The organism is Agrobacterium sp. CCNWLW155 (assembly GCF_036888815.1).
GTDB lineage: Bacteria > Pseudomonadota > Alphaproteobacteria > Rhizobiales > Rhizobiaceae > Agrobacterium > Agrobacterium radiobacter.
Genome location: NZ_JBAKFW010000001.1, coordinates 375,592 through 393,511, shown reverse-complemented (window position 1 = coordinate 393,511; position 17,920 = coordinate 375,592). Strand labels below are relative to the sequence as shown.

Below are 17,920 nucleotides of genomic sequence, written 5' to 3'. Positions count from 1 at the left end.
TTCACGAAAGCACGCGGACGACGGCATTTTGCCGTGCCCACCGCCTCTATCCAGCATCGGACCTGTTAAACCATCTGATCGACCGGGCCGATGCGGAACCGGTTTGTCACCCTGCATTTCATGAGCCGCAGGAAAGCTCCAACCTCTGGAACCGGTTCGGCGCGGCTTCCTGGGCCGCGCCGTTCACCTCATCCGAAAAATACGTCGCCGGCGGCGATGGAGCGCCTGGCGCCCTCGTCTTCATCCAGCAGCAGATAACCATTATCATCAATTCCGACGAAACGCCCGCCAATCGAACGATCAGGGAAATTGACGGTGATATGTTCGCCAATACCGCAAGCGGCCGCCCGCCAGCCGGTCATGATGCCGGAAACACCCCTGCCCTCGTCCCAGTCCCGCAGCACATCAGCCGTCTCGCGGAAGAGATGGGCGAACAGCTCGTCGGGCGAGCAGGACGCGCCATGTTCGGAGAGCATGGTGACGGGATAAAGCGGATTGTCCGGCTTGTGGGCGATATTGATGCCGATGCCGATGACGATGGCGCGCCGGCCGTCAGGCAGCAGCTCCGCTTCCATCAGGATGCCGCAGGTCTTGCGGCGACCGATCAGCACGTCATTCGGCCATTTGATCTCCAGCGGTTCACCATTCGTCGGCAGCACCGCGCGAATGGCGCGATAGACTGCAAGCGCAAAAGCGAGCGGCAGGGAGCCGATGCGGTCCATCGGCGCGGGATCGATCAGAAGAAGCGATGCGTAGAGATTGCCGGGTTCGGAAACCCATGGCCGGCCGCGACGGCCGCGGCCGCCGGTCTGGCGGATGGCGGTAATCCACAGATTGCCGCCATCGCCTGCCCTTGCCCGGGCAAAACATTCCAGATTGGTCGATGGCGTTTCCGCCATCGCCTCGTGCCGGAAATCATCGATGGACATCCGACCCGTATGCTTGTGTGTGCTGCTCAAAAGAAGGTCTTCGCCGCAACAGTCACCGCGTTGCCGAGCGCACCGCCAAAGACGATGAAGGCGACAACGAACAGGGCCGAAAGCGCATAAACGACTTTCAGTTCGCCAGCCGGACGCTCGAATTTGTCCTTGGCCTCATCGAACCACATGACCTTGACGACGCGGATATAGTAGTAGGCGCCGACCACCGAGCCAATCACGCCGATGATGGCGAGCGGATAGAGCTTGGCTTCAATGGCGGCGAGGAAGACATAATACTTGCCGAAGAAGCCGGCGAGCGGTGGAATGCCGGCAAGCGAGAACATCAGGATCGTCAGCACAACCGCCATGAAGGGGTTGGAAGACGAAAGACCGGCGAGATCCTCGACAGTCTCGACATTGCCGATTTCCTTGCGGCGCATGGAGAGAATGCAGGCGAAGGTGCCGAGCGTCATGACCATGTAGATGGTCATGTAGAGAATAACGCCCGAGATACCGGCTTCGGTGCCGGCGGCAAGACCAACCAGCGCGTAACCCATGTGACCGATGGAGGAATAGGCCATCAGGCGCTTGATGTTCTTCTGGCCGATCGCGGCAAAGGAGCCGAGCAGCATGGAGGCGATGGAAATGAAGACGACGATCTGCTGCCAGTCGGCGAAGACCGGCTGGAAAGCCTCGATGACGATGCGCACGAGGATCGCCATGGCGCCGATCTTGGGCGCGGCCGAGAGGAATGCCGTGACCGGGGTCGGCGCACCTTCATAGACATCAGGCGTCCACATGTGGAACGGCACGGCCGAGATCTTGAATGCCAGACCGGCGAGAACGAAGACCAGGCCGAAAACGAGGCCGAGCGAACGGGTTTCGGCCGCCAGAACCTGCGCGATTTCGGTGAAGCCGGTATTGCCGGTGAAGCCGTAGACCAGCGACATGCCATAGAGCAGCATGCCGGAGGAGAGCGCGCCGAGCACGAAGTACTTCAGACCCGCTTCCGTGGAGCGCAGGCTTTCACGGTTGATGGCGCAGACGACGTAGAGCGCCAGCGACTGCAGTTCCAGCGCCATGTAGAGCGAGATCAGGTTGTTGGCCGAGATCATCAGCAGGATGCCGAGGGTCGCGAGAACCAGCAATACCGGATATTCGAAACGGCCGATCGGCTCGAAACGGCCCTGGCCGACGGCCAGGATCATGGCGGTGATGGAGCCGATCAGCGCCAGTACCTTCATGAAGTTGCCGAAGGCATCGGCGATGTAGACACCGCCGAAAGCCACGCCCGATGCGGGGGCAAAGATGATCCAGAGACCGACGACGAGCAGGAGGGCAACGGCAAGGCCGGTGACCGTCGTTGTCGACTTGTCGCCCGAGAAGACACCAATCATGAGCAGCGCCAGCGCGCCGACCGCAAGGATCAGCTCGGGCGTCGCAATGTGCAGACTGGCAAAAAGGATTTCAGCGGTCATGTCCAACGGGTCCTGTCGTCAATTCATAGTGAGCGCAACATTTTGCGCCGCCTGCAGTGCAGCCGTATAGTTGTTTACCAGAAGATCGACCGATGCGGCGGTGGCATCGAAAACCGGAGCCGGATAGACGCCGAAGAAGATCGTCAGAGCAACCAGCGGGTAAAGGATGACCTTTTCGCGGGTCGACAGATCGAGCATCGATTTCAGGCTTTCCTTCTCGAGCGCACCGAAGATCACGCGGCGGTAGAGCCACAGCGCGTAGGCGGCCGAGAGGATGACACCGGTTGCCGCAAACAGCGCGACCAGCGTATTGGCGCGGAAGACACCGATCAGCGTCAGGAATTCACCGACAAAGCCTGACGTGCCGGGCAGACCGACATTGGCCATGGTGAAAATCATGAAGGCGACGGCATATTTCGGCATATTGTTCACGAGACCGCCATAGGCCGAAATCTCGCGGGTGTGCAGCCGGTCATAAACCACGCCGACGCAGAGGAAGAGTGCGCCAGACACGATACCGTGCGACAGCATCTGGAAGATCGCGCCCTGCACACCCTGCACGTTGGCGGCGAAGATGCCCATGGTCACGTAACCCATGTGGGCAACGGAAGAATAGGCGATCAGCTTCTTGATGTCGTCCTGCATCATCGCCACCAGCGAGGTGTAGATAATGGCGAGAACCGACAGCGTGAAGACGAAGGGAGCGAAATAGTCCGACGCCAAGGGGAACATCGACAGCGAGAAACGGATGAAACCGTAACCGCCAAGCTTCAGCATGACGCCTGCCAGAATGACGGAACCCGCGGTCGGCGCCTGCACGTGCGCATCCGGCAGCCAGGTGTGTACCGGCCACATCGGCATCTTGACCGAGAAGGCGGCGAAACAGGCAAGCCATAGCCAGGTCTGCATGCCGGCCGGGAAGCCGTACTTCAGAAGTTCGGTCATGTCGGTCGTACCCGCCTGCCAGTACATCGCCATGATGGCGAGCATGGTCAGAACCGAGCCGAGAAGCGTGTAGAGGAAGAACTTGTAGGATGCGTAGACGCGATCCTTGCCGCCCCAGACGCCGATGATGATGAACATCGGGATCAGCGTCGCTTCGAAGAAGACGTAGAAGAGAACCGTATCCAGCGCCACGAAGACGCCGATCATGACCACTTCCAGAAGCAGGAAGGCAATCATGTATTCCTTGATGCGCTTTTCGATCGAATCCCAGCTTGCCAGCACGCAGAAGGGCATGAGGAAGGTGGTGAGGATGACGAACAGCATGGAGATGCCGTCGACGCCAAGATGATAGGCGGCGATGTTGCCGAACCAGGCATGCTTCTCGACCATCTGGAAGCCGGGGTTCGAATTGTCGAAACCGATCCAGATGAACAGCGACACGATGAAGGTGAAGACGGTCGTCAGCAGCGAGACATTGAGAATGTTGCGGCGACCATAGGGGCCGTTCTCATTCGTCAGAAGCAGCAGCACCACGCCGACGAGCGGCAGAAAGGTGACCGTTGAAAGAATGGGCCAATCGGTCATCAGAGGGCACTCCCGAGCATCATCCAGGTGACAAGCGCCGCGATGCCGATCAGCATCGCAAAGGCATAGTGATAAAGGTAACCGGATTGCAGGCGGACCATGCGGTTGGTCACGTCAACCACACGCGCTGCAATGCCGTTCGGTCCATAGTGGTCGATGACGGCGACGTCGCCCTTCTTCCACAGGAAGCGGCCAAGCGCCTTTGCGGAGCGAACGAAGAGGAAGTCATAGAGTTCGTCGAAGTACCACTTGTTGAGAAGGAACTGGTAGAGGCCGCGATGGGTCTCGGCCAGACGCTTCGGCGTCTCCGGCGACTTGATGTACATGTACCATGCGGTCACGAAACCAAGCGCCATGGCGAAGAACGGGCTCCACTTCACCCAAAGCGGAACATGGTGGAACTCTTCGAGGATTTCATTTTCCGGAAGCGTGAACAGGGCGCCCTTCCAGAATTCAGCATATTCATGACCGAAGAAATAACCTTCGAAGGCCACACCGGCAAAGATCGCGCCAACGGTGAGGATGAAGAGCGGGATCAGCATGACCATCGGCGATTCATGCACATGGTGCATCACGTCGGCCGAAGCGCGCGGCTTGCCGAAGAAGGTCATGAAGGCCAGACGCCAGGAGTAGAAGCTGGTGAACAGCGCGGCGATGACCAGCAGCGTGAAGGCGACGCCCGAGAGAACCGAATGGGACGCGTAAGCGGATTCGATGATGACGTCCTTCGAGAAGAAGCCGGCAAAACCGATCATCGTGCCCGGGATCCCGACGCCGGTCAGCGCCAGCGTGCCAACGGTCATGGTCCAGAAGGTGATCGGGATGTGCTTGCGCAGGCCGCCCATGTAACGCATGTCCTGCTCGCCATCGACGGCGTGGATAACCGAACCGGCGCACAAGAACAGCAGGGCCTTGAAGAAGGCGTGTGTGAAGAGGTGGAACACGGCAGCACCATAAGCGCCGACGCCGAGCGCCACGAACATGTAACCAAGCTGCGAGCAGGTCGAATACGCAATCACGCGCTTGATATCGTTCTGTACGAGACCAACGGTCGCCGCGAAGAAGGCGGTGATCGCGCCAATCAGCGTCACGACGGTAAGCGCGTCATGCGACAGTTCGAACAGCGGCGACATGCGGGCGACGAGGAAGACACCGGCGGTAACCATGGTTGCGGCGTGAATGAGGGCAGACACCGGGGTCGGGCCTTCCATCGCGTCCGGCAGCCAGGTGTGCAGCAGGAACTGCGCCGATTTACCCATCGCGCCCATGAACAGCAGCAGGCAGACGCCCGTCATCGCATTGGCCTTGTCCAGCTGCATGCCGAACAGGTTGATGACCGTTTCCGTGGAAGCGGCACCTTCGGCCGGCAGATAGGTGCTGGCGGCAGCGAAGATGGTTTCGAGATTGATCGAGCCGAACAACACGAACACGCCGCCAATACCGAGGATGAAACCAAAGTCGCCGACGCGGTTGACGATGAAGGCCTTCATGGCCGCAGCCGAAGCGGAAGGCTTCTTGAACCAGAAGCCGATCAGCAGATAGGACGCCAGACCCACGCCTTCCCAGCCGAAGAACATCTGCAGCAGGTTGTCGGAGGTCACCAGCATCAGCATGGCGAAGGTGAAGAGCGACAGATAGGCGAAGAAGCGCGGACGATGCGGATCGTGGTGCATGTATCCGATCGAATAGAGGTGCACCAGCGTCGAGACCGTGTTGACGACGACGAACATGACGGCCGTCAGCGTATCGATGCGGAACGCCCATTCGACGTCGATGCCGCCGGACTGGATCCAGCGCAGCACGGTGACCTTGATCACCTCGCCCGGCTCGCCATGGGCAAGCGCGACACTGAAGAAGACGATCCATGACAGGATGGCGACCACGATCATCAGACCGGTGGTGACATATTCCGAGGCCTTGGCGCCGATCGACCGGCCAAACAGGCCGGCGATCAGGAAGCCGATCAGTGGAAGAAAGACGATAGCCTTGTAGATCATAGCCTTATCAGCCCTTCATCATATTGACGTCTTCGACGGCGATCGATCCGCGGTTGCGGTAGAAGACAACGAGTATTGCAAGACCGATGGCCGCTTCGGCGGCTGCGACGGTCAGAATGAAAAGTGCGAAGACCTGGCCGACGATGTCGTTCAGGAAAGCCGAGAACGCCACCATGTTGATGTTGACCGCCAACAGGATGAGCTCGATCGACATGAGGATGACGATGACGTTCTTCCGGTTGAGGAAGATGCCGAACACGCCGATCGTGAAGAGAATGGCGCTGACCGTCAGATAGTGGGAAAGACCGATTACCATATTGTGTTTCCTTGAATCCGTTCGCGCCTTCAGATGCCCTGACCCGGCTTGACCTTGACCGTGGTGACGGCGGTCTTCGGGTCACGGCCGACCTGCGTGGATACATCCTGCCGCTTGATGTCAGTGCGATGACGCAGCGTCAGCACGATGGCGCCGATCATGGCCACCAGCAGCACGAGACCGGCGAGCTGGAAGAAGTAGATGTAATTGGTATAGAGCACATCACCCAGCGCGGCCGTATTGGTGCGCTCGGTCACCGGCGGGATCGGCATGGTGATCGATTTCGCCGCCTGCGGGTTGAGCACGCTGCCGCCGACAACGACGATCAGCTCCGCCGCGAGGATGACGCCGATCAGCGCGCCGATCGGGGCGTATTGCAGCACGCCGGAGCGCAGCTCCGCAAAATCCACATCCAGCATCATGACGACGAAGAGGAAGAGCACCGCGACAGCGCCGACATAAACCACCAGCAGGATCATGCCGAGGAACTCGGCTCCCGTCAGCAGGAACAGCGCGGCTGCGTTGAAGAAGGTCAAAATCAGAAACAGCACCGAATGAACAGGGTTCTTCGATGCAATGACCATGAACGCAGACGCCACGGCGACGAAAGCGAATATATAAAAGAATACAGCGTGCAGACCCATCTTGGTGCCTTCTTGTCCTCATCGGGAGAAGATGGCCGAAAGCCCCCTCACCCGTTTCGTCCCCGCCGGCGAAAACCGCGCAGGCATTTTACTTTTCATCGCTTTCCGGAGGCTCCCCCGGAAAGACGGTTGCGCCTTAACGGTAAGGCGCATCCAGTGCGAGGTTGCGTGCGATTTCACGCTCCCAGCGGTCGCCATTGTCGAGAAGCTTCTGCTTGTCGAAATAAAGCTCCTCGCGGGTTTCCGTCGCGAATTCGAAGTTCGGGCCTTCGACGATGGCATCGACCGGGCAGGCTTCCTGGCAGAAGCCGCAATAGATGCACTTCACCATGTCGATGTCGTAACGCACCGTGCGGCGGGTGCCGTCGTTGCGGCGCGGGCCGGCTTCGATGGTGATCGCCTGAGCAGGACAGATAGCTTCACACAGCTTGCAGGCGATGCAGCGTTCTTCACCGTTGGGATAACGGCGCAGCGCATGTTCGCCGCGAAAGCGCGGAGAGACCGGGCCCTTTTCAAAGGGATAGTTCACCGTCGCCTTCTGTTTGAAGAAGTGGCGCATCGTCAGGAAGATCGCACCGACGAACTCCTTGAGGAACAGTGAATTGACGGCTTGGGAAAGGCTTGCCATCTTAAACTCCAGATTTCTGAGCGAGGCGTACGGACATCAACCGGCCCACCCCGTCAGCTTCAATACGAATGCAACAATAACGACCATGGCGAGCGACAGCGGCAGGAACACCTTCCAGCCGAGGCGCATGAGCTGGTCATAACGATAACGCGGAACGAAAGCCTTGGTCAGCGCGATCATGAAGAAGACCATGCAGCCCTTGAGCGCGAACCAGACAATGCCCGGAACCCAGTTCAGGAACCACACATCCACGATCGGCAGCCAGCCGCCCATGAACAGGATCGTCGTCAGGCAGCAGATCAGAACGATCGCAGCATATTCGCCGAGCATGAACATCATGTAAGGCGTCGAGCCATATTCGACCATGTGACCGGCCACCAGTTCCGATTCCGCTTCCGGAAGGTCGAAGGGCGGACGGTTGGTTTCGGCAAGGCCCGAGATGAAGAACACGATGAACATCGGGAACAGCGACAGCCAGTGCCAGTCGAGGAACGAGGCCGGCAGACCGATCATCGTGCCGAGGCCGGTGCGCTGCGCCAGAACGATATCCGTGAGGTTGAGCGAGCCGACGCACAGAAGCACGGTGACGATGACGAGGCCGATCGACACTTCGTAGGACACCATCTGCGCCGCCGAACGAAGCGCGCCGAGGAACGGGTACTTCGAGTTCGAAGCCCAGCCGCCCATGATGATGCCGTACACTTCAAGCGAGGAAATCGCGAAAATGTAGAGAATGCCGACATTGATATTGGCAACGACCCAGCCATCGGCAAAGGGGATGACCGCGTAGGTGGCGAGCGCCAGCGTTACGGCAACCAGCGGCGCCAGAAGGAAGACCGCCTTGTTGGCGCCCGCCGGAATGACGGGCTCCTTCAGGATGAATTTCAAAAGGTCAGCGAAGGACTGGAACAGACCAAAGGGGCCGACGACGTTGGGACCACGGCGCAACTGCACGGCTGCCCAGACCTTACGGTCGGCAAGCAGAAGGAAGGCGATGGCCACCAGAAGGCAAACGAGAAGCAGCAGGGACTGGCCGACCATGATCAGCGCGGGCCAGACGTAGCTCCAGAAAAACTGTTCCATAAATCCCCTACCCTTACTCTGCCGCAGCCTGGAAATTGTTGCGGGCCAATGCGGAACACTCGGCCATGACGGCGGATGCGCGCGCAATCGGGTTCGTCAAATAAAAGTCTTTTACCGGCGAGGCAAACGCAGACTTATTGAGGCTGCCCGCGCGAGCGGCAAGTGCCTCGACATCCGCGCCGTTGCCGGCAACGATCTCATCGGTTTCCGCCAGATGCGGATGCGCGACATAAAGCTGGCCGCGCAGCGCCGACAGCGAATCGAACGGCAGCTTCTTGCCGAGCACGTCGGAAAGCGCACGCAGGATCGCCCAGTCTTCACGGGCCTCGCCCGGTGCGAAACCGGCGCGGTTGCCCACCTGAACGCGGCCTTCGGTGTTGACCCAGATACCGGATTTTTCGGTATAGGCCGCACCCGGAAGGATGACGTCGGCGTTCATCGCGCCATGATCGCCGTGGCTGCCGATGTAGACGGTGAACTTGGCGCCCTTGTTCGACAGGTCGATTTCATCGGCGCCGAGCAGGAAGAGAACGTCCATGGACGTTACCATTTCGGCAGCAGCAACACCGCCCTCGCCCGGCACGAAGCCGATGTCGAGACCACCGACGCGGGCAGCGGCGGTGTGAAGCACCGAGAAACCGTTCCACTCTTCGCTGATTGCGCCAACCGAAACGGCAAGCTTCGCAGCGGCCGCGAGAACGGCTGCACCATCGGCGCGTGCCAGAGCGCCCTGGCCGATGATGATCAGCGGGTTCTTGGCGGACTTCAGCTTCTCAACGAAGCTGTGAGAGCCATTGGCGAGATCGGAAAGCGTTTCCGCGCCGGAGCCTAGATATTCGTAGTTGTAGCGCAGCTCACCGGCTTCGCCGATCACGCCGATCGGGAAACCACCGCGACGCCAGCGCTTGCGGATACGTGCATTGAGCACGGCCGCTTCATAACGCGGGTTGGCGCCGACGATCAGAAGTGCATCCGCGTGCTCGATGCCTTCGATTGTGGAATTGAACAGGTAGCTGGCGCGACCCAAAGACGGATCAAGCGCTGCGCCATCCTGACGGCAATCGACATTGGCCGAGCCGAGCGACGCCAGAAGCGACTTCAGCGCGAACATTTCCTCGACGGAAGCAAGGTCACCGGCAATCGCGCCGATCTTGCTGCCGCTGGTTGCGGCAACCGCCTGCTTGATAGCGCCGAAGGCTTCGCCCCAGCTTGCGGGCTGCAAGCGGCCATCCTTGCGGACGTAAGGGCGGTCGAGACGCTGCGTCTTCAGGCCGTCCCAGATGAAGCGGCTCTTGTCGGAAATCCACTCTTCGTTGATTGCCTCGTTGACACGCGGCATGACGCGCATGACTTCGCGGCCACGGGTATCGACGCGGATCGCCGAACCGAGAGCGTCCATCACGTCGATGGTTTCGGTCTTGTTCAGTTCCCACGGGCGGGCAGTGAAAGCGAAAGGCTTGGAGGTGAGCGCACCGACCGGGCAAAGATCGACGACGTTGCCCTGAAGCTCGGAGGTCATCGCCTGCTCGAGATAGGTGGTGATTTCAGCGTCCTCGCCGCGGCCGATGAGGCCGAGTTCGGCGATGCCGGCAACTTCCGTGGTGAAACGGACGCACCGCGTGCAGTGGATGCAGCGGTTCATCACCGTCTTGACGAGCGGGCCGATATATTTGTCTTCAACCGCACGCTTGTTTTCCGCGTAACGCGAACCGGCGATACCGAAGGCCATGGCCTGGTCCTGCAGGTCGCATTCGCCGCCCTGGTCGCAGATCGGGCAATCGAGCGGGTGGTTGATGAGAAGGAACTCCATCACGCCTTCGCGGGCCTTCTTGACCATCGGCGTGTTGGTGAAAACTTCAGGCAATTCGCCATTCGGGCCGCCGCGAACGTCGCGCACGCCCATGGCGCAGGATGCGGCGGGCTTGGGCGGTCCGCCCTTCACCTCAATGAGACACATGCGGCAGTTACCCGCGACCGACAAGCGCTCATGAAAACAAAAGCGCGGAACTTCAGCACCAGCCTCCTCGCACGCCTGCAACAGCGTGAAATGATCCGGAACCTCGATCTCTTTACCGTCAACCTTGAGCTTTGCCATGGTTCTACTTACGTCCTGTTGCCTGTTCGTCCCGTGTCTCTCACACGGTCCGCAACAAATCCTTAATCGCGCCCGACACTTCATCTCGTCGGTCAGGCGCTTCATGGTTTTCCGGCGCCGGGATCATCCCCGCGCCGCATGCAAACTGCGAAAAGCTTATTCGGCAGCTTCCAGAACAGCGCCATCATCCATGGCCCTGTAGGTGTATTGGTCGATGCGCTTTTCGATTTCCGGACGGAAATTGCGGATCAGCGCCTGTACCGGCCATGCGGCGGCGTCGCCGAGCGCACAGATGGTGTGGCCTTCAATCTGCTTCGTCACTTCGAACAGCATGTCGATTTCGCGCTTCTGCGCGTTGCCCTTCACCATGCGTTCCAGCACGCGCCACATCCAGCCGGTGCCTTCACGGCACGGCGTGCACTGGCCGCAGCTTTCATGCTTGAAGAACGCCGCGATGCGGGCGATCGCCTTGATGACGTCGGTGGACTTGTCCATGACGATCATGCCGCCGGTGCCGAAGGACGACTTCACTTCGCGCATGCCGTCGAAGTCCATGATGGCGTCCTTCATGTCCTCACCGCGCACGATGGGGCAGGATGCGCCGCCGGGGATGACGCCAAGCAGATTGTCCCAGCCGCCGCGAATGCCACCGCAATGGTGTTCGATCAGTTCACGGAAGGACAGGCCCAGCGCATCTTCGAAGGTGCATGGACGCTCGACATGGCCGGAGACCATGAACAGCTTGGTGCCGACATTGTTCGGACGGCCGATAGACGAGAACCATGCCGCACCTCGGCGCAGAATGGTCGGAGCAACGGCGATGGATTCGACGTTGTTGACGGTCGTCGGGCAACCGTAAAGACCCATATTGGCCGGGAACGGCGGCTTCAGGCGCGGCTGGCCCTTCTTGCCCTCGAGGCTTTCAAGCAGTGCCGTCTCTTCGCCGCAGATATAGGCACCTGCGCCGTGATGGACGTAGATGTCGAAATCCCAGCCGTTCTTGTTGTTCTTGCCGAGCAGGCCTGCATCGTAACATTCGTCGATGGCGGCCTGAAGCGCCTCACGTTCGCGCATATATTCGCCGCGCACGTAGATATAGGCGGTGTGCGCACCCATGGCGAAACCGGCGATAACGCAGCCTTCGATCAGCGTATGCGGATCGTTGCGCAGGATTTCGCGGTCCTTGCAGGTGCCGGGCTCGGATTCGTCGGCGTTGACCACGAGATAATGCGGACGGCCGTCGCTTTCCTTGGGCATGAAGGACCACTTGAGACCCGTCGGGAAGCCTGCGCCGCCGCGACCGCGAAGGCCGGAAGCCTTCATCTCGTTGATGATCCAGTCACGACCCTTTTCGATGATCTGTTTGGTGCCATCCCAATGGCCGCGCGCCATCACGCCCTTCAGGGACTTGTCCTTGAGGCCGTAGAGATTGGTAAAGATGCGATCCTGATCTTTTAACATGCTTCACCCTTTACCGCGGCTTCTTGCCGAAGACCTTGATATACTCGGCTTCGCCACCCTTGGCGAGCGCCTCGGCCTGCTTGATCCACTCATCGCGTTCGATGCGGCCCTTGAAATTCAGATAACCATCCACCCAGTCGCATTCGGCCTTTTTCCAGCCGGCAATCTGCGCGTAGGTGAAGATGCCGAGCTCATGCAGCGTGCCTTCGATCTTCGGACCGACGCCGGAAATCAGCTTCAGGTCGTCGGGCGTTGCGGGCTTTTCGATGCCGGCCGGACGATCCTTGGAATCGAGTGACGGCTTCGCAGATCCCGAAGCTTCCTTTTCGGCGGCCTTGACGTTGGCTTCGGCAGCCTTCGGCGCGGTCGCCGGCGTCTTCAGCTTCGGATCGGTTTCCGGCGCGTCCGTCTTCGGCTTGGCGGCATTGGCCGGCGGAACCGGTGCGGCATCAGCCACGACTTCGGCAGGCTTGTCGAGATTGGAACGATCCGGCTTGATCTCTTCCGTCAGGGTCGTCAGACCACCGACCGGGACCGACTCGTGACGGTCGATCTGCGGGCCGGTCTTGACCGTGTCGCCCTTGCCTGCCTCGAACGTGTCGATGATCTCTTCCAGACGCTCGGGCGTCAGGTCCTCATAGGCATCCTTGAAGATGATGACCATCGGCGCGTTGACACAGGCGCCCTGACATTCCACTTCTTCCCAGGAGAGCGTGCCGCTCTCATTGGTATGCAGCGGATCGTGATGGATCTTCTTGCGGCAGACGTCCATCAGCGCTTCCGAGCCGCGCAGCATGCAGGGCGTGGTGCCGCAGACCTGAACGTGGGCGCGCGTGCCAACCGGCTTCAGCTGGAACTGCGTATAGAAGGTCGCCACTTCCATGACGCGGATATAGGCCATATCCAGCATGTCGGCGATTTTCTCGATGGCGGCGCGGGTAACCCAGCCGTCCTGCTCCTGCGCACGCATGAGCAGCGGGATGACCGCCGATTGCTGGCGTCCCTCGGGATATTTCAGAATCGTCTTTTCCGCCCATGCGGTATTTTCCGCATTGAAGGCAAATGCCATGGGCTGGAACTGATCTTCGGCTAGTCGACGAACGGACATACTTCCTCACGCCTTTTCAGTTTAACGTCTCACAACGCGATCTCGCCACCGTGACGAATTCGCAGGCGTAAGCCGCCTTGTCTTTCTGCATGAACACGATGAACTTGCTGCCATTGGGAACCGAGGCCTTGATCTCGTATCCCGATGACAGAAGCTGCTTGATGGTCGAAGAGCCGCCGCTCGACAGCGATACCTCAGGCTCGCTCGTCGCCGTCTGGGCGAGAACGGGTGCCGACATCGCAGCGAGAAAAGCCGGTATAGCCAGCGGCAGACGCATCAGCGGTCGACCTCCCCGAACACGATGTCGAGGGAGCCGAGCACGGCTGTAACGTCAGCAAGCTGATGGCCCTTGCACAGGAAATCCATGGCCTGCAGGTGTGCGTAGCCCGGAGCGCGGATCTTGCAGCGGTAGGGCTTGTTGGAACCATCGGCGACCACATAGACGCCGAATTCGCCCTTCGGCGCTTCGACAGCGGCGTAAACTTCGCCGGCCGGTACGTGATAACCTTCGGTGTAGAGCTTGAAGTGGTGGATCAGCGCTTCCATCGAACGCTTCATCTCGCCACGCTTCGGCGGAACCACCTTGCCGTCAAGCGAGGAGACCGGGCCGATGCGATGCTTGCCGGACAGAAGCTCGACGCACTGCTTCATGATCTTCACCGATTCGCGCATTTCCTGCATGCGGATCAGGTAACGGTCATAGCAGTCGCCGTTCTTGCCGACGGGGATGTCGAATTCCAGATCGGAATAGCACTCGTAGGGCTGCGCGCGGCGCAGATCCCAGGCAGCGCCCGAACCGCGCACCATCACGCCGGTGAAACCCCAGGCGAAGGCGTCTTCAAGCGAGACCACGCCGATATCCACGTTACGCTGCTTGTAGATGCGGTTGTCGGTCAACAGACCTTCGATATTGTCGAGTACGGTCAGGAACGGATCGCACCACTTGCCGATATCATCGACCAGTTCCGGCGGCAGGTCCTGATGAACACCGCCCGGACGGACATAGGCCGAGTGCATGCGGGCGCCGCAGGCGCGCTCATAGAACACCATCAGCTTTTCGCGCTCTTCGAAGCCCCAGACCGGCGGCGTCATCGCGCCGACGTCCATTGCCTGCGTCGTCACGTTCATGATGTGCGACAGGATGCGGCCGATTTCAGAATAAAGCACGCGGATCAGCTGGCCGCGCATCGGGATTTCGAGGCCCAGCAGCTTTTCGACGGCGAGCGCAAAAGCATGTTCCTGGTTCATCGGCGCGACGTAGTCGAGACGGTCGAAATAGGGAACGGCCTGCAGATAGGTCTTGGTCTCGATCAGCTTTTCGGTGCCGCGATGCAGAAGACCGATATGCGGATCGACGCGCTCGACGATTTCGCCGTCCAGTTCCAGAACCAGACGCAGCACGCCGTGCGCGGACGGATGTTCCGGACCGAAGTTGATCGTGAAATTGCGGACGTTATGCTCAGTCATTCTAGTGCTCCGCCGAGGTGATCATGGCGATGAATTCGGGGCCGGTCATGTTCTGCGTGGTTTCGGCGAAAGAATAGCTCGAAGGCTTTTCATCCGTGAAAATCTGCGACGCGAACTTGAAGTTGGAAGGGTTTTCGAAAGCCTGCAGCGAAACGGCAAAATGCTTGCCATCCTTGGAACGCCACATCAGCGTGCTGCCGCAATTCTTGCAGAAGCAGCGCTCACCCCACTCAGACGAGGAATAGACGCCGAGGTTCTCTTCGTTTTCGACGGAGATATCAGCGCATTCGACAGCCAGAAACGCACCGCCGGACCAGCGGCGGCACATGGAGCAATGGCAGACGCCGAATTCGCGGGCACCGATCGCGGCCTTGAGGCCGACGGCACCGCAAAGACATTGGGCACGCTCTGTCGCAGGGGCTTCGCTCATTGCTTGGCCTTTTCGTCACCCGGGAGAACATATTCAGTCCCCTCCCAAGGAGAGAGGAAATCGAAATTGCGGAATTCCTGCTTCAGTTCGACCGGTTCATAAAGAACCCGTTTCAGCACGTCATCGTAACGTACTTCCACAAAGCCGGTAACCGGAAAATCCTTGCGCAGCGGGTGGCCTTCGAAACCGTAGTCGGTGAGAATACGGCGAAGGTCCTTATGGCCTTCGAACGGGATGCCATACATGTCCCAGGCTTCGCGCTCGAACCATTCCGCGCCCATATAAACGGGGGTCGAAGACGGAACACCCTCGTCTTCCGCCACTTGCAGCTTGACGCGCACGCGCAGGTTCTGGCGCGGCGACAGCAGGTGATAGACGACATCAAAACGCTTCTCGCGCTGCGGCCAGTCGACACCGCAGATATCGATGATGTTGACGAAACCGCACTGCACATCGTCACGCAGGAAGGTCAAAAGCGCGATCACGCTTTCAGGCGTCGTGTTCAGCGTCAGTTCGCCATAGGCGATATCAGCCGACACTACGAGGGAACCGCGCGCTTCCTTAACGTAAGCAGCAAGATCGTTGAGAGCTTCGCTCATTACTTAATCCGTCCTTTGCCCTTAGCGCTCGATCGTACCGGTACGCCGGATCTTCTTCTGCAGCAGAAGTACGCCGTAAAGCAGCGCCTCCGCCGTGGGGGGACAGCCCGGAACGTAGATATCCACCGGCACGACGCGGTCGCAACCGCGCACGACAGCGTAGGAATAGTGGTAATAGCCGCCGCCATTGGCGCAGGAGCCCATGGAGATGACGTAACGGGGCTCAGGCATCTGGTCATAGACCTTGCGCAGAGCGGGCGCCATCTTGTTGGTCAGCGTGCCGGCGACGATCATGACGTCCGACTGGCGCGGTGAGGCGCGCGGGGCAACGCCGAAGCGCTCCATGTCGTAACGCGGGCCGGAAGCCTGCATCAGGCCTTCAACGGCGCAGCAGGCAAGACCGAACTGCATCCACATCAGGGAGCCGGTACGCGCCCAGGTGATCAGCTCGTCGGTCGAGGTAACGAGAAAGCCCTTATCGGCCAGCTCGTCGTTGATTTCCGTGAAGTAGGCGTCGTTGCTGCCAACCGGCTTGCCGGTCGAGGGATCGATGATCCCCTTCGGCTGCGGCGCAACGAGCGTGGTGTTGTTCTGGCTCATGCCCATTCCAGCGCTCCCTTCTTCCACTCATAGATAAAGCCGATGGTGAGGACGAGAAGGAACACCATCATCGACCAGAAACCGAACCAGCCCATCTCGCCGAAAGACACCGCCCAGGGGAACAGGAAGGCGACTTCCAGATCGAAGATGATGAACAGAATCGACACCAGATAAAAGCGGATATCGAACTTCATGCGGGCATCGTCGAAGGCGTTGAAACCGCACTCGAAAGCGGAGAGCTTTTCCGGGTCCGGCGCCTTGTAGGCGACCGCAAAGGGCGCAATGAGAAGCGCCAGGCCGATGACGAGAGCGATACCGATGAAGATTGCGATCGGAATGTAGGAACTGAGGAGTTCAGTCATGGTCTCTTCCCTGTCCGGCCGGGTGCCGGACCTGCCTTTGTGACCTTAAGTCTCAAAGAGCGGACAAATATGTTGCAACGCCAAAGTGGTTAGCGCAGCCGCGCCCTCTCTGCAAGAGTTTAGGCACCATTTCAAGACACCTGCCGCATTGATTGGCAACAATATTGCCGGAATTGACGCAAATTTGGGCCACAATTCCGACCTAAGCCCCTCAAATACAATAATAATCGATTGAACGACGCAACCGCAAAAAAGTCACACGAATTTTACGTCGAAACGGCGGTGAAGTGACGATATCCCGATATCGAAACTTGACTAAAAAAAGCAGGAAAAATCGCGTTTGAAACGGCCGGAATCAAGCATCGGAATCGTCAAAAATCGAGGCGTGCAAACAGCGCGTCGATCTGGTTTTGAGGAGACATTTCAAGAGAAAGAAATGGCGCGAGTGACGGGGCTCGAACCCGCGACCTCCGGCGTGACAGGCCGGCACTCTAACCGACTGAGCTACACCCGCGCTCCACAGACATTCATCTGCGTTTTTTCCGAGGAACAGGATGGCGCGAGTGACGGGGCTCGAACCCGCGACCTCCGGCGTGACAGGCCGGCACTCTAACCAACTGAGCTACACCCGCTTATCCTGACGGACAGGACCTTGTCCCGCCGTACGAACCAGCCTCGGCTGTTCGTTGAGCGGCTAACTACGGCGTTCGTGCGGGGGTGTCAAGCAGGTTTCACGACAAAAGAATAAGCTTTTTGATTTTGATCGGGAAAAACCCTGGGGCCTTTGATCGGCGTTCCAGCAAACGCCCTGTTTTGCGGGCTTTTCCCAACGAAAACAAAAAACTTGTCCACAGCGAGCGGCTTCCCCGACGGCATTTCCCCAGGGCCATCAAGGCGTCATTGGTTTCTGATTTCACCAAAAAGCCCGCAGTTCCCGGCTTTTTGCCCCTCCCCTTCGACGGAGGGAAAAGCCGCTCCGAAAAAAAACAAAAAAACTTCACAAAAGCCCTTGCGGTTTTTTTCCGATCCGAATACATCACGGCCACCGACGCGGCGGACATGATCCGCAGGACGCGAAGGGCGATTAGCTCAGTTGGTAGAGCGCCTCGTTTACACCGAGGATGTCGGGAGTTCGAGTCTCTCATCGCCCACCATTTTCCAAGCTTCTCAAATCCATATGTTATGAGCTGAATGTTTGTCAG

At 59.3% G+C, this 17,920-nt stretch carries 18 protein-coding genes and 3 tRNA genes; 1 reads left to right on the top strand and 20 read right to left on the bottom strand.

Going from position 1 to position 17,920, the window contains the following annotated elements; translation table 11 throughout:
- Positions 1–188 precede the first annotated feature (188 nt).
- The 20 genes from V6S97_RS02005 to V6S97_RS01910 form a co-directional block, all read right to left on the bottom strand.
- The gene (locus tag V6S97_RS02005) at positions 189–929 is read right to left on the bottom strand and encodes a biotin--[acetyl-CoA-carboxylase] ligase (RefSeq protein ID WP_003502397.1); all 741 of its coding nucleotides are present in this window, start codon (positions 927–929) and stop codon (positions 189–191) included.
- 26 nt (positions 930–955) lie between these two features.
- On the bottom strand, positions 956–2,398 hold the full coding sequence (gene nuoN, locus V6S97_RS02000) for an NADH-quinone oxidoreductase subunit NuoN (protein ID WP_003502395.1): 1,443 nt from the start codon (positions 2,396–2,398) through the stop codon (positions 956–958).
- A gap of 18 nt (positions 2,399–2,416) precedes the next feature.
- Positions 2,417–3,928 carry an NADH-quinone oxidoreductase subunit M gene (locus tag V6S97_RS01995; RefSeq protein WP_003502393.1) on the bottom strand — a complete coding sequence of 504 codons (1,512 nt, stop codon included), beginning with the start codon at positions 3,926–3,928 and terminating at the stop codon, positions 2,417–2,419.
- Entirely contained in the window at positions 3,928–5,925 is a 1,998-nt protein-coding gene (nuoL, locus tag V6S97_RS01990; protein WP_003502391.1) for an NADH-quinone oxidoreductase subunit L, read from the bottom strand. Before nuoL ends, V6S97_RS01995 begins: the two co-directional genes overlap by 1 nt.
- A gap of 7 nt (positions 5,926–5,932) precedes the next feature.
- The gene (gene nuoK / locus V6S97_RS01985; RefSeq protein ID WP_003502389.1) at positions 5,933–6,241 is read right to left on the bottom strand and encodes an NADH-quinone oxidoreductase subunit NuoK; all 309 of its coding nucleotides are present in this window, start codon (positions 6,239–6,241) and stop codon (positions 5,933–5,935) included.
- Positions 6,242–6,270: 29 nt separating this feature from the next.
- Positions 6,271–6,885, bottom strand: a complete 615-nt coding sequence (locus V6S97_RS01980) for an NADH-quinone oxidoreductase subunit J (protein ID WP_003502387.1) — start codon at positions 6,883–6,885, stop codon at positions 6,271–6,273.
- 136 nt (positions 6,886–7,021) lie between these two features.
- A complete protein-coding gene (gene nuoI, locus V6S97_RS01975; protein WP_003502385.1) occupies positions 7,022–7,513 on the bottom strand; it encodes an NADH-quinone oxidoreductase subunit NuoI in 492 nt (163 codons plus the stop codon).
- 36 nt (positions 7,514–7,549) lie between these two features.
- A complete protein-coding gene (nuoH, locus tag V6S97_RS01970) occupies positions 7,550–8,596 on the bottom strand; it encodes an NADH-quinone oxidoreductase subunit NuoH (protein ID WP_209787982.1) in 1,047 nt (348 codons plus the stop codon).
- A gap of 13 nt (positions 8,597–8,609) precedes the next feature.
- Positions 8,610–10,691: an NADH-quinone oxidoreductase subunit NuoG gene (gene nuoG / locus V6S97_RS01965; protein ID WP_041694373.1), complete on the bottom strand. Its 2,082-nt coding sequence runs from the start codon at positions 10,689–10,691 to the stop codon at positions 8,610–8,612.
- A 156-nt stretch (positions 10,692–10,847) separates the two neighbouring features.
- Entirely contained in the window at positions 10,848–12,152 is a 1,305-nt protein-coding gene (nuoF, locus tag V6S97_RS01960; protein WP_003502381.1) for an NADH-quinone oxidoreductase subunit NuoF, read from the bottom strand.
- 10 nt (positions 12,153–12,162) lie between these two features.
- The gene (locus V6S97_RS01955) at positions 12,163–13,260 is read right to left on the bottom strand and encodes an NADH-quinone oxidoreductase subunit E (protein WP_035212386.1); all 1,098 of its coding nucleotides are present in this window, start codon (positions 13,258–13,260) and stop codon (positions 12,163–12,165) included.
- 16 nt (positions 13,261–13,276) lie between these two features.
- Positions 13,277–13,537 (bottom strand): hypothetical protein, encoded by a 261-nt coding sequence (locus tag V6S97_RS01950; RefSeq protein WP_003502376.1) that lies wholly within the window; start codon positions 13,535–13,537, stop codon positions 13,277–13,279.
- Positions 13,537–14,727: an NADH-quinone oxidoreductase subunit D gene (locus V6S97_RS01945; RefSeq protein ID WP_112355727.1), complete on the bottom strand. Its 1,191-nt coding sequence runs from the start codon at positions 14,725–14,727 to the stop codon at positions 13,537–13,539. The genes V6S97_RS01950 and V6S97_RS01945 overlap by 1 nt, the downstream gene beginning before the upstream one ends.
- A gap of 1 nt (position 14,728) precedes the next feature.
- Positions 14,729–15,157, bottom strand: a complete 429-nt coding sequence (locus V6S97_RS01940; protein ID WP_003502373.1) for a GFA family protein — start codon at positions 15,155–15,157, stop codon at positions 14,729–14,731.
- Complete coding sequence (locus V6S97_RS01935) at positions 15,154–15,756, bottom strand: NADH-quinone oxidoreductase subunit C (protein ID WP_020810740.1); 603 nt, start codon at positions 15,754–15,756, stop codon at positions 15,154–15,156. Before V6S97_RS01935 ends, V6S97_RS01940 begins: the two co-directional genes overlap by 4 nt.
- A gap of 21 nt (positions 15,757–15,777) precedes the next feature.
- On the bottom strand, positions 15,778–16,362 hold the full coding sequence (locus V6S97_RS01930; protein ID WP_003521524.1) for a NuoB/complex I 20 kDa subunit family protein: 585 nt from the start codon (positions 16,360–16,362) through the stop codon (positions 15,778–15,780).
- Positions 16,353–16,718 (bottom strand): NADH-quinone oxidoreductase subunit A, encoded by a 366-nt coding sequence (locus V6S97_RS01925; protein ID WP_003496469.1) that lies wholly within the window; start codon positions 16,716–16,718, stop codon positions 16,353–16,355. The genes V6S97_RS01930 and V6S97_RS01925 overlap by 10 nt, the downstream gene beginning before the upstream one ends.
- 437 nt (positions 16,719–17,155) lie before the next feature.
- Positions 17,156–17,232: transfer RNA gene (locus V6S97_RS01920), tRNA-Asp, on the bottom strand.
- A gap of 41 nt (positions 17,233–17,273) precedes the next feature.
- Positions 17,274–17,350 (bottom strand) — tRNA-Asp (locus V6S97_RS01915).
- Positions 17,351–17,449: 99 nt separating this feature from the next.
- Positions 17,450–17,755 carry a hypothetical protein gene (locus V6S97_RS01910; protein ID WP_162691269.1) on the bottom strand — a complete coding sequence of 102 codons (306 nt, stop codon included), beginning with the start codon at positions 17,753–17,755 and terminating at the stop codon, positions 17,450–17,452.
- 41 nt (positions 17,756–17,796) lie between these two features.
- Here V6S97_RS01910 and V6S97_RS01905 point away from each other — a divergent pair.
- Positions 17,797–17,872, top strand: a tRNA-Val gene (locus tag V6S97_RS01905).
- Positions 17,873–17,920 lie beyond the last annotated feature (48 nt).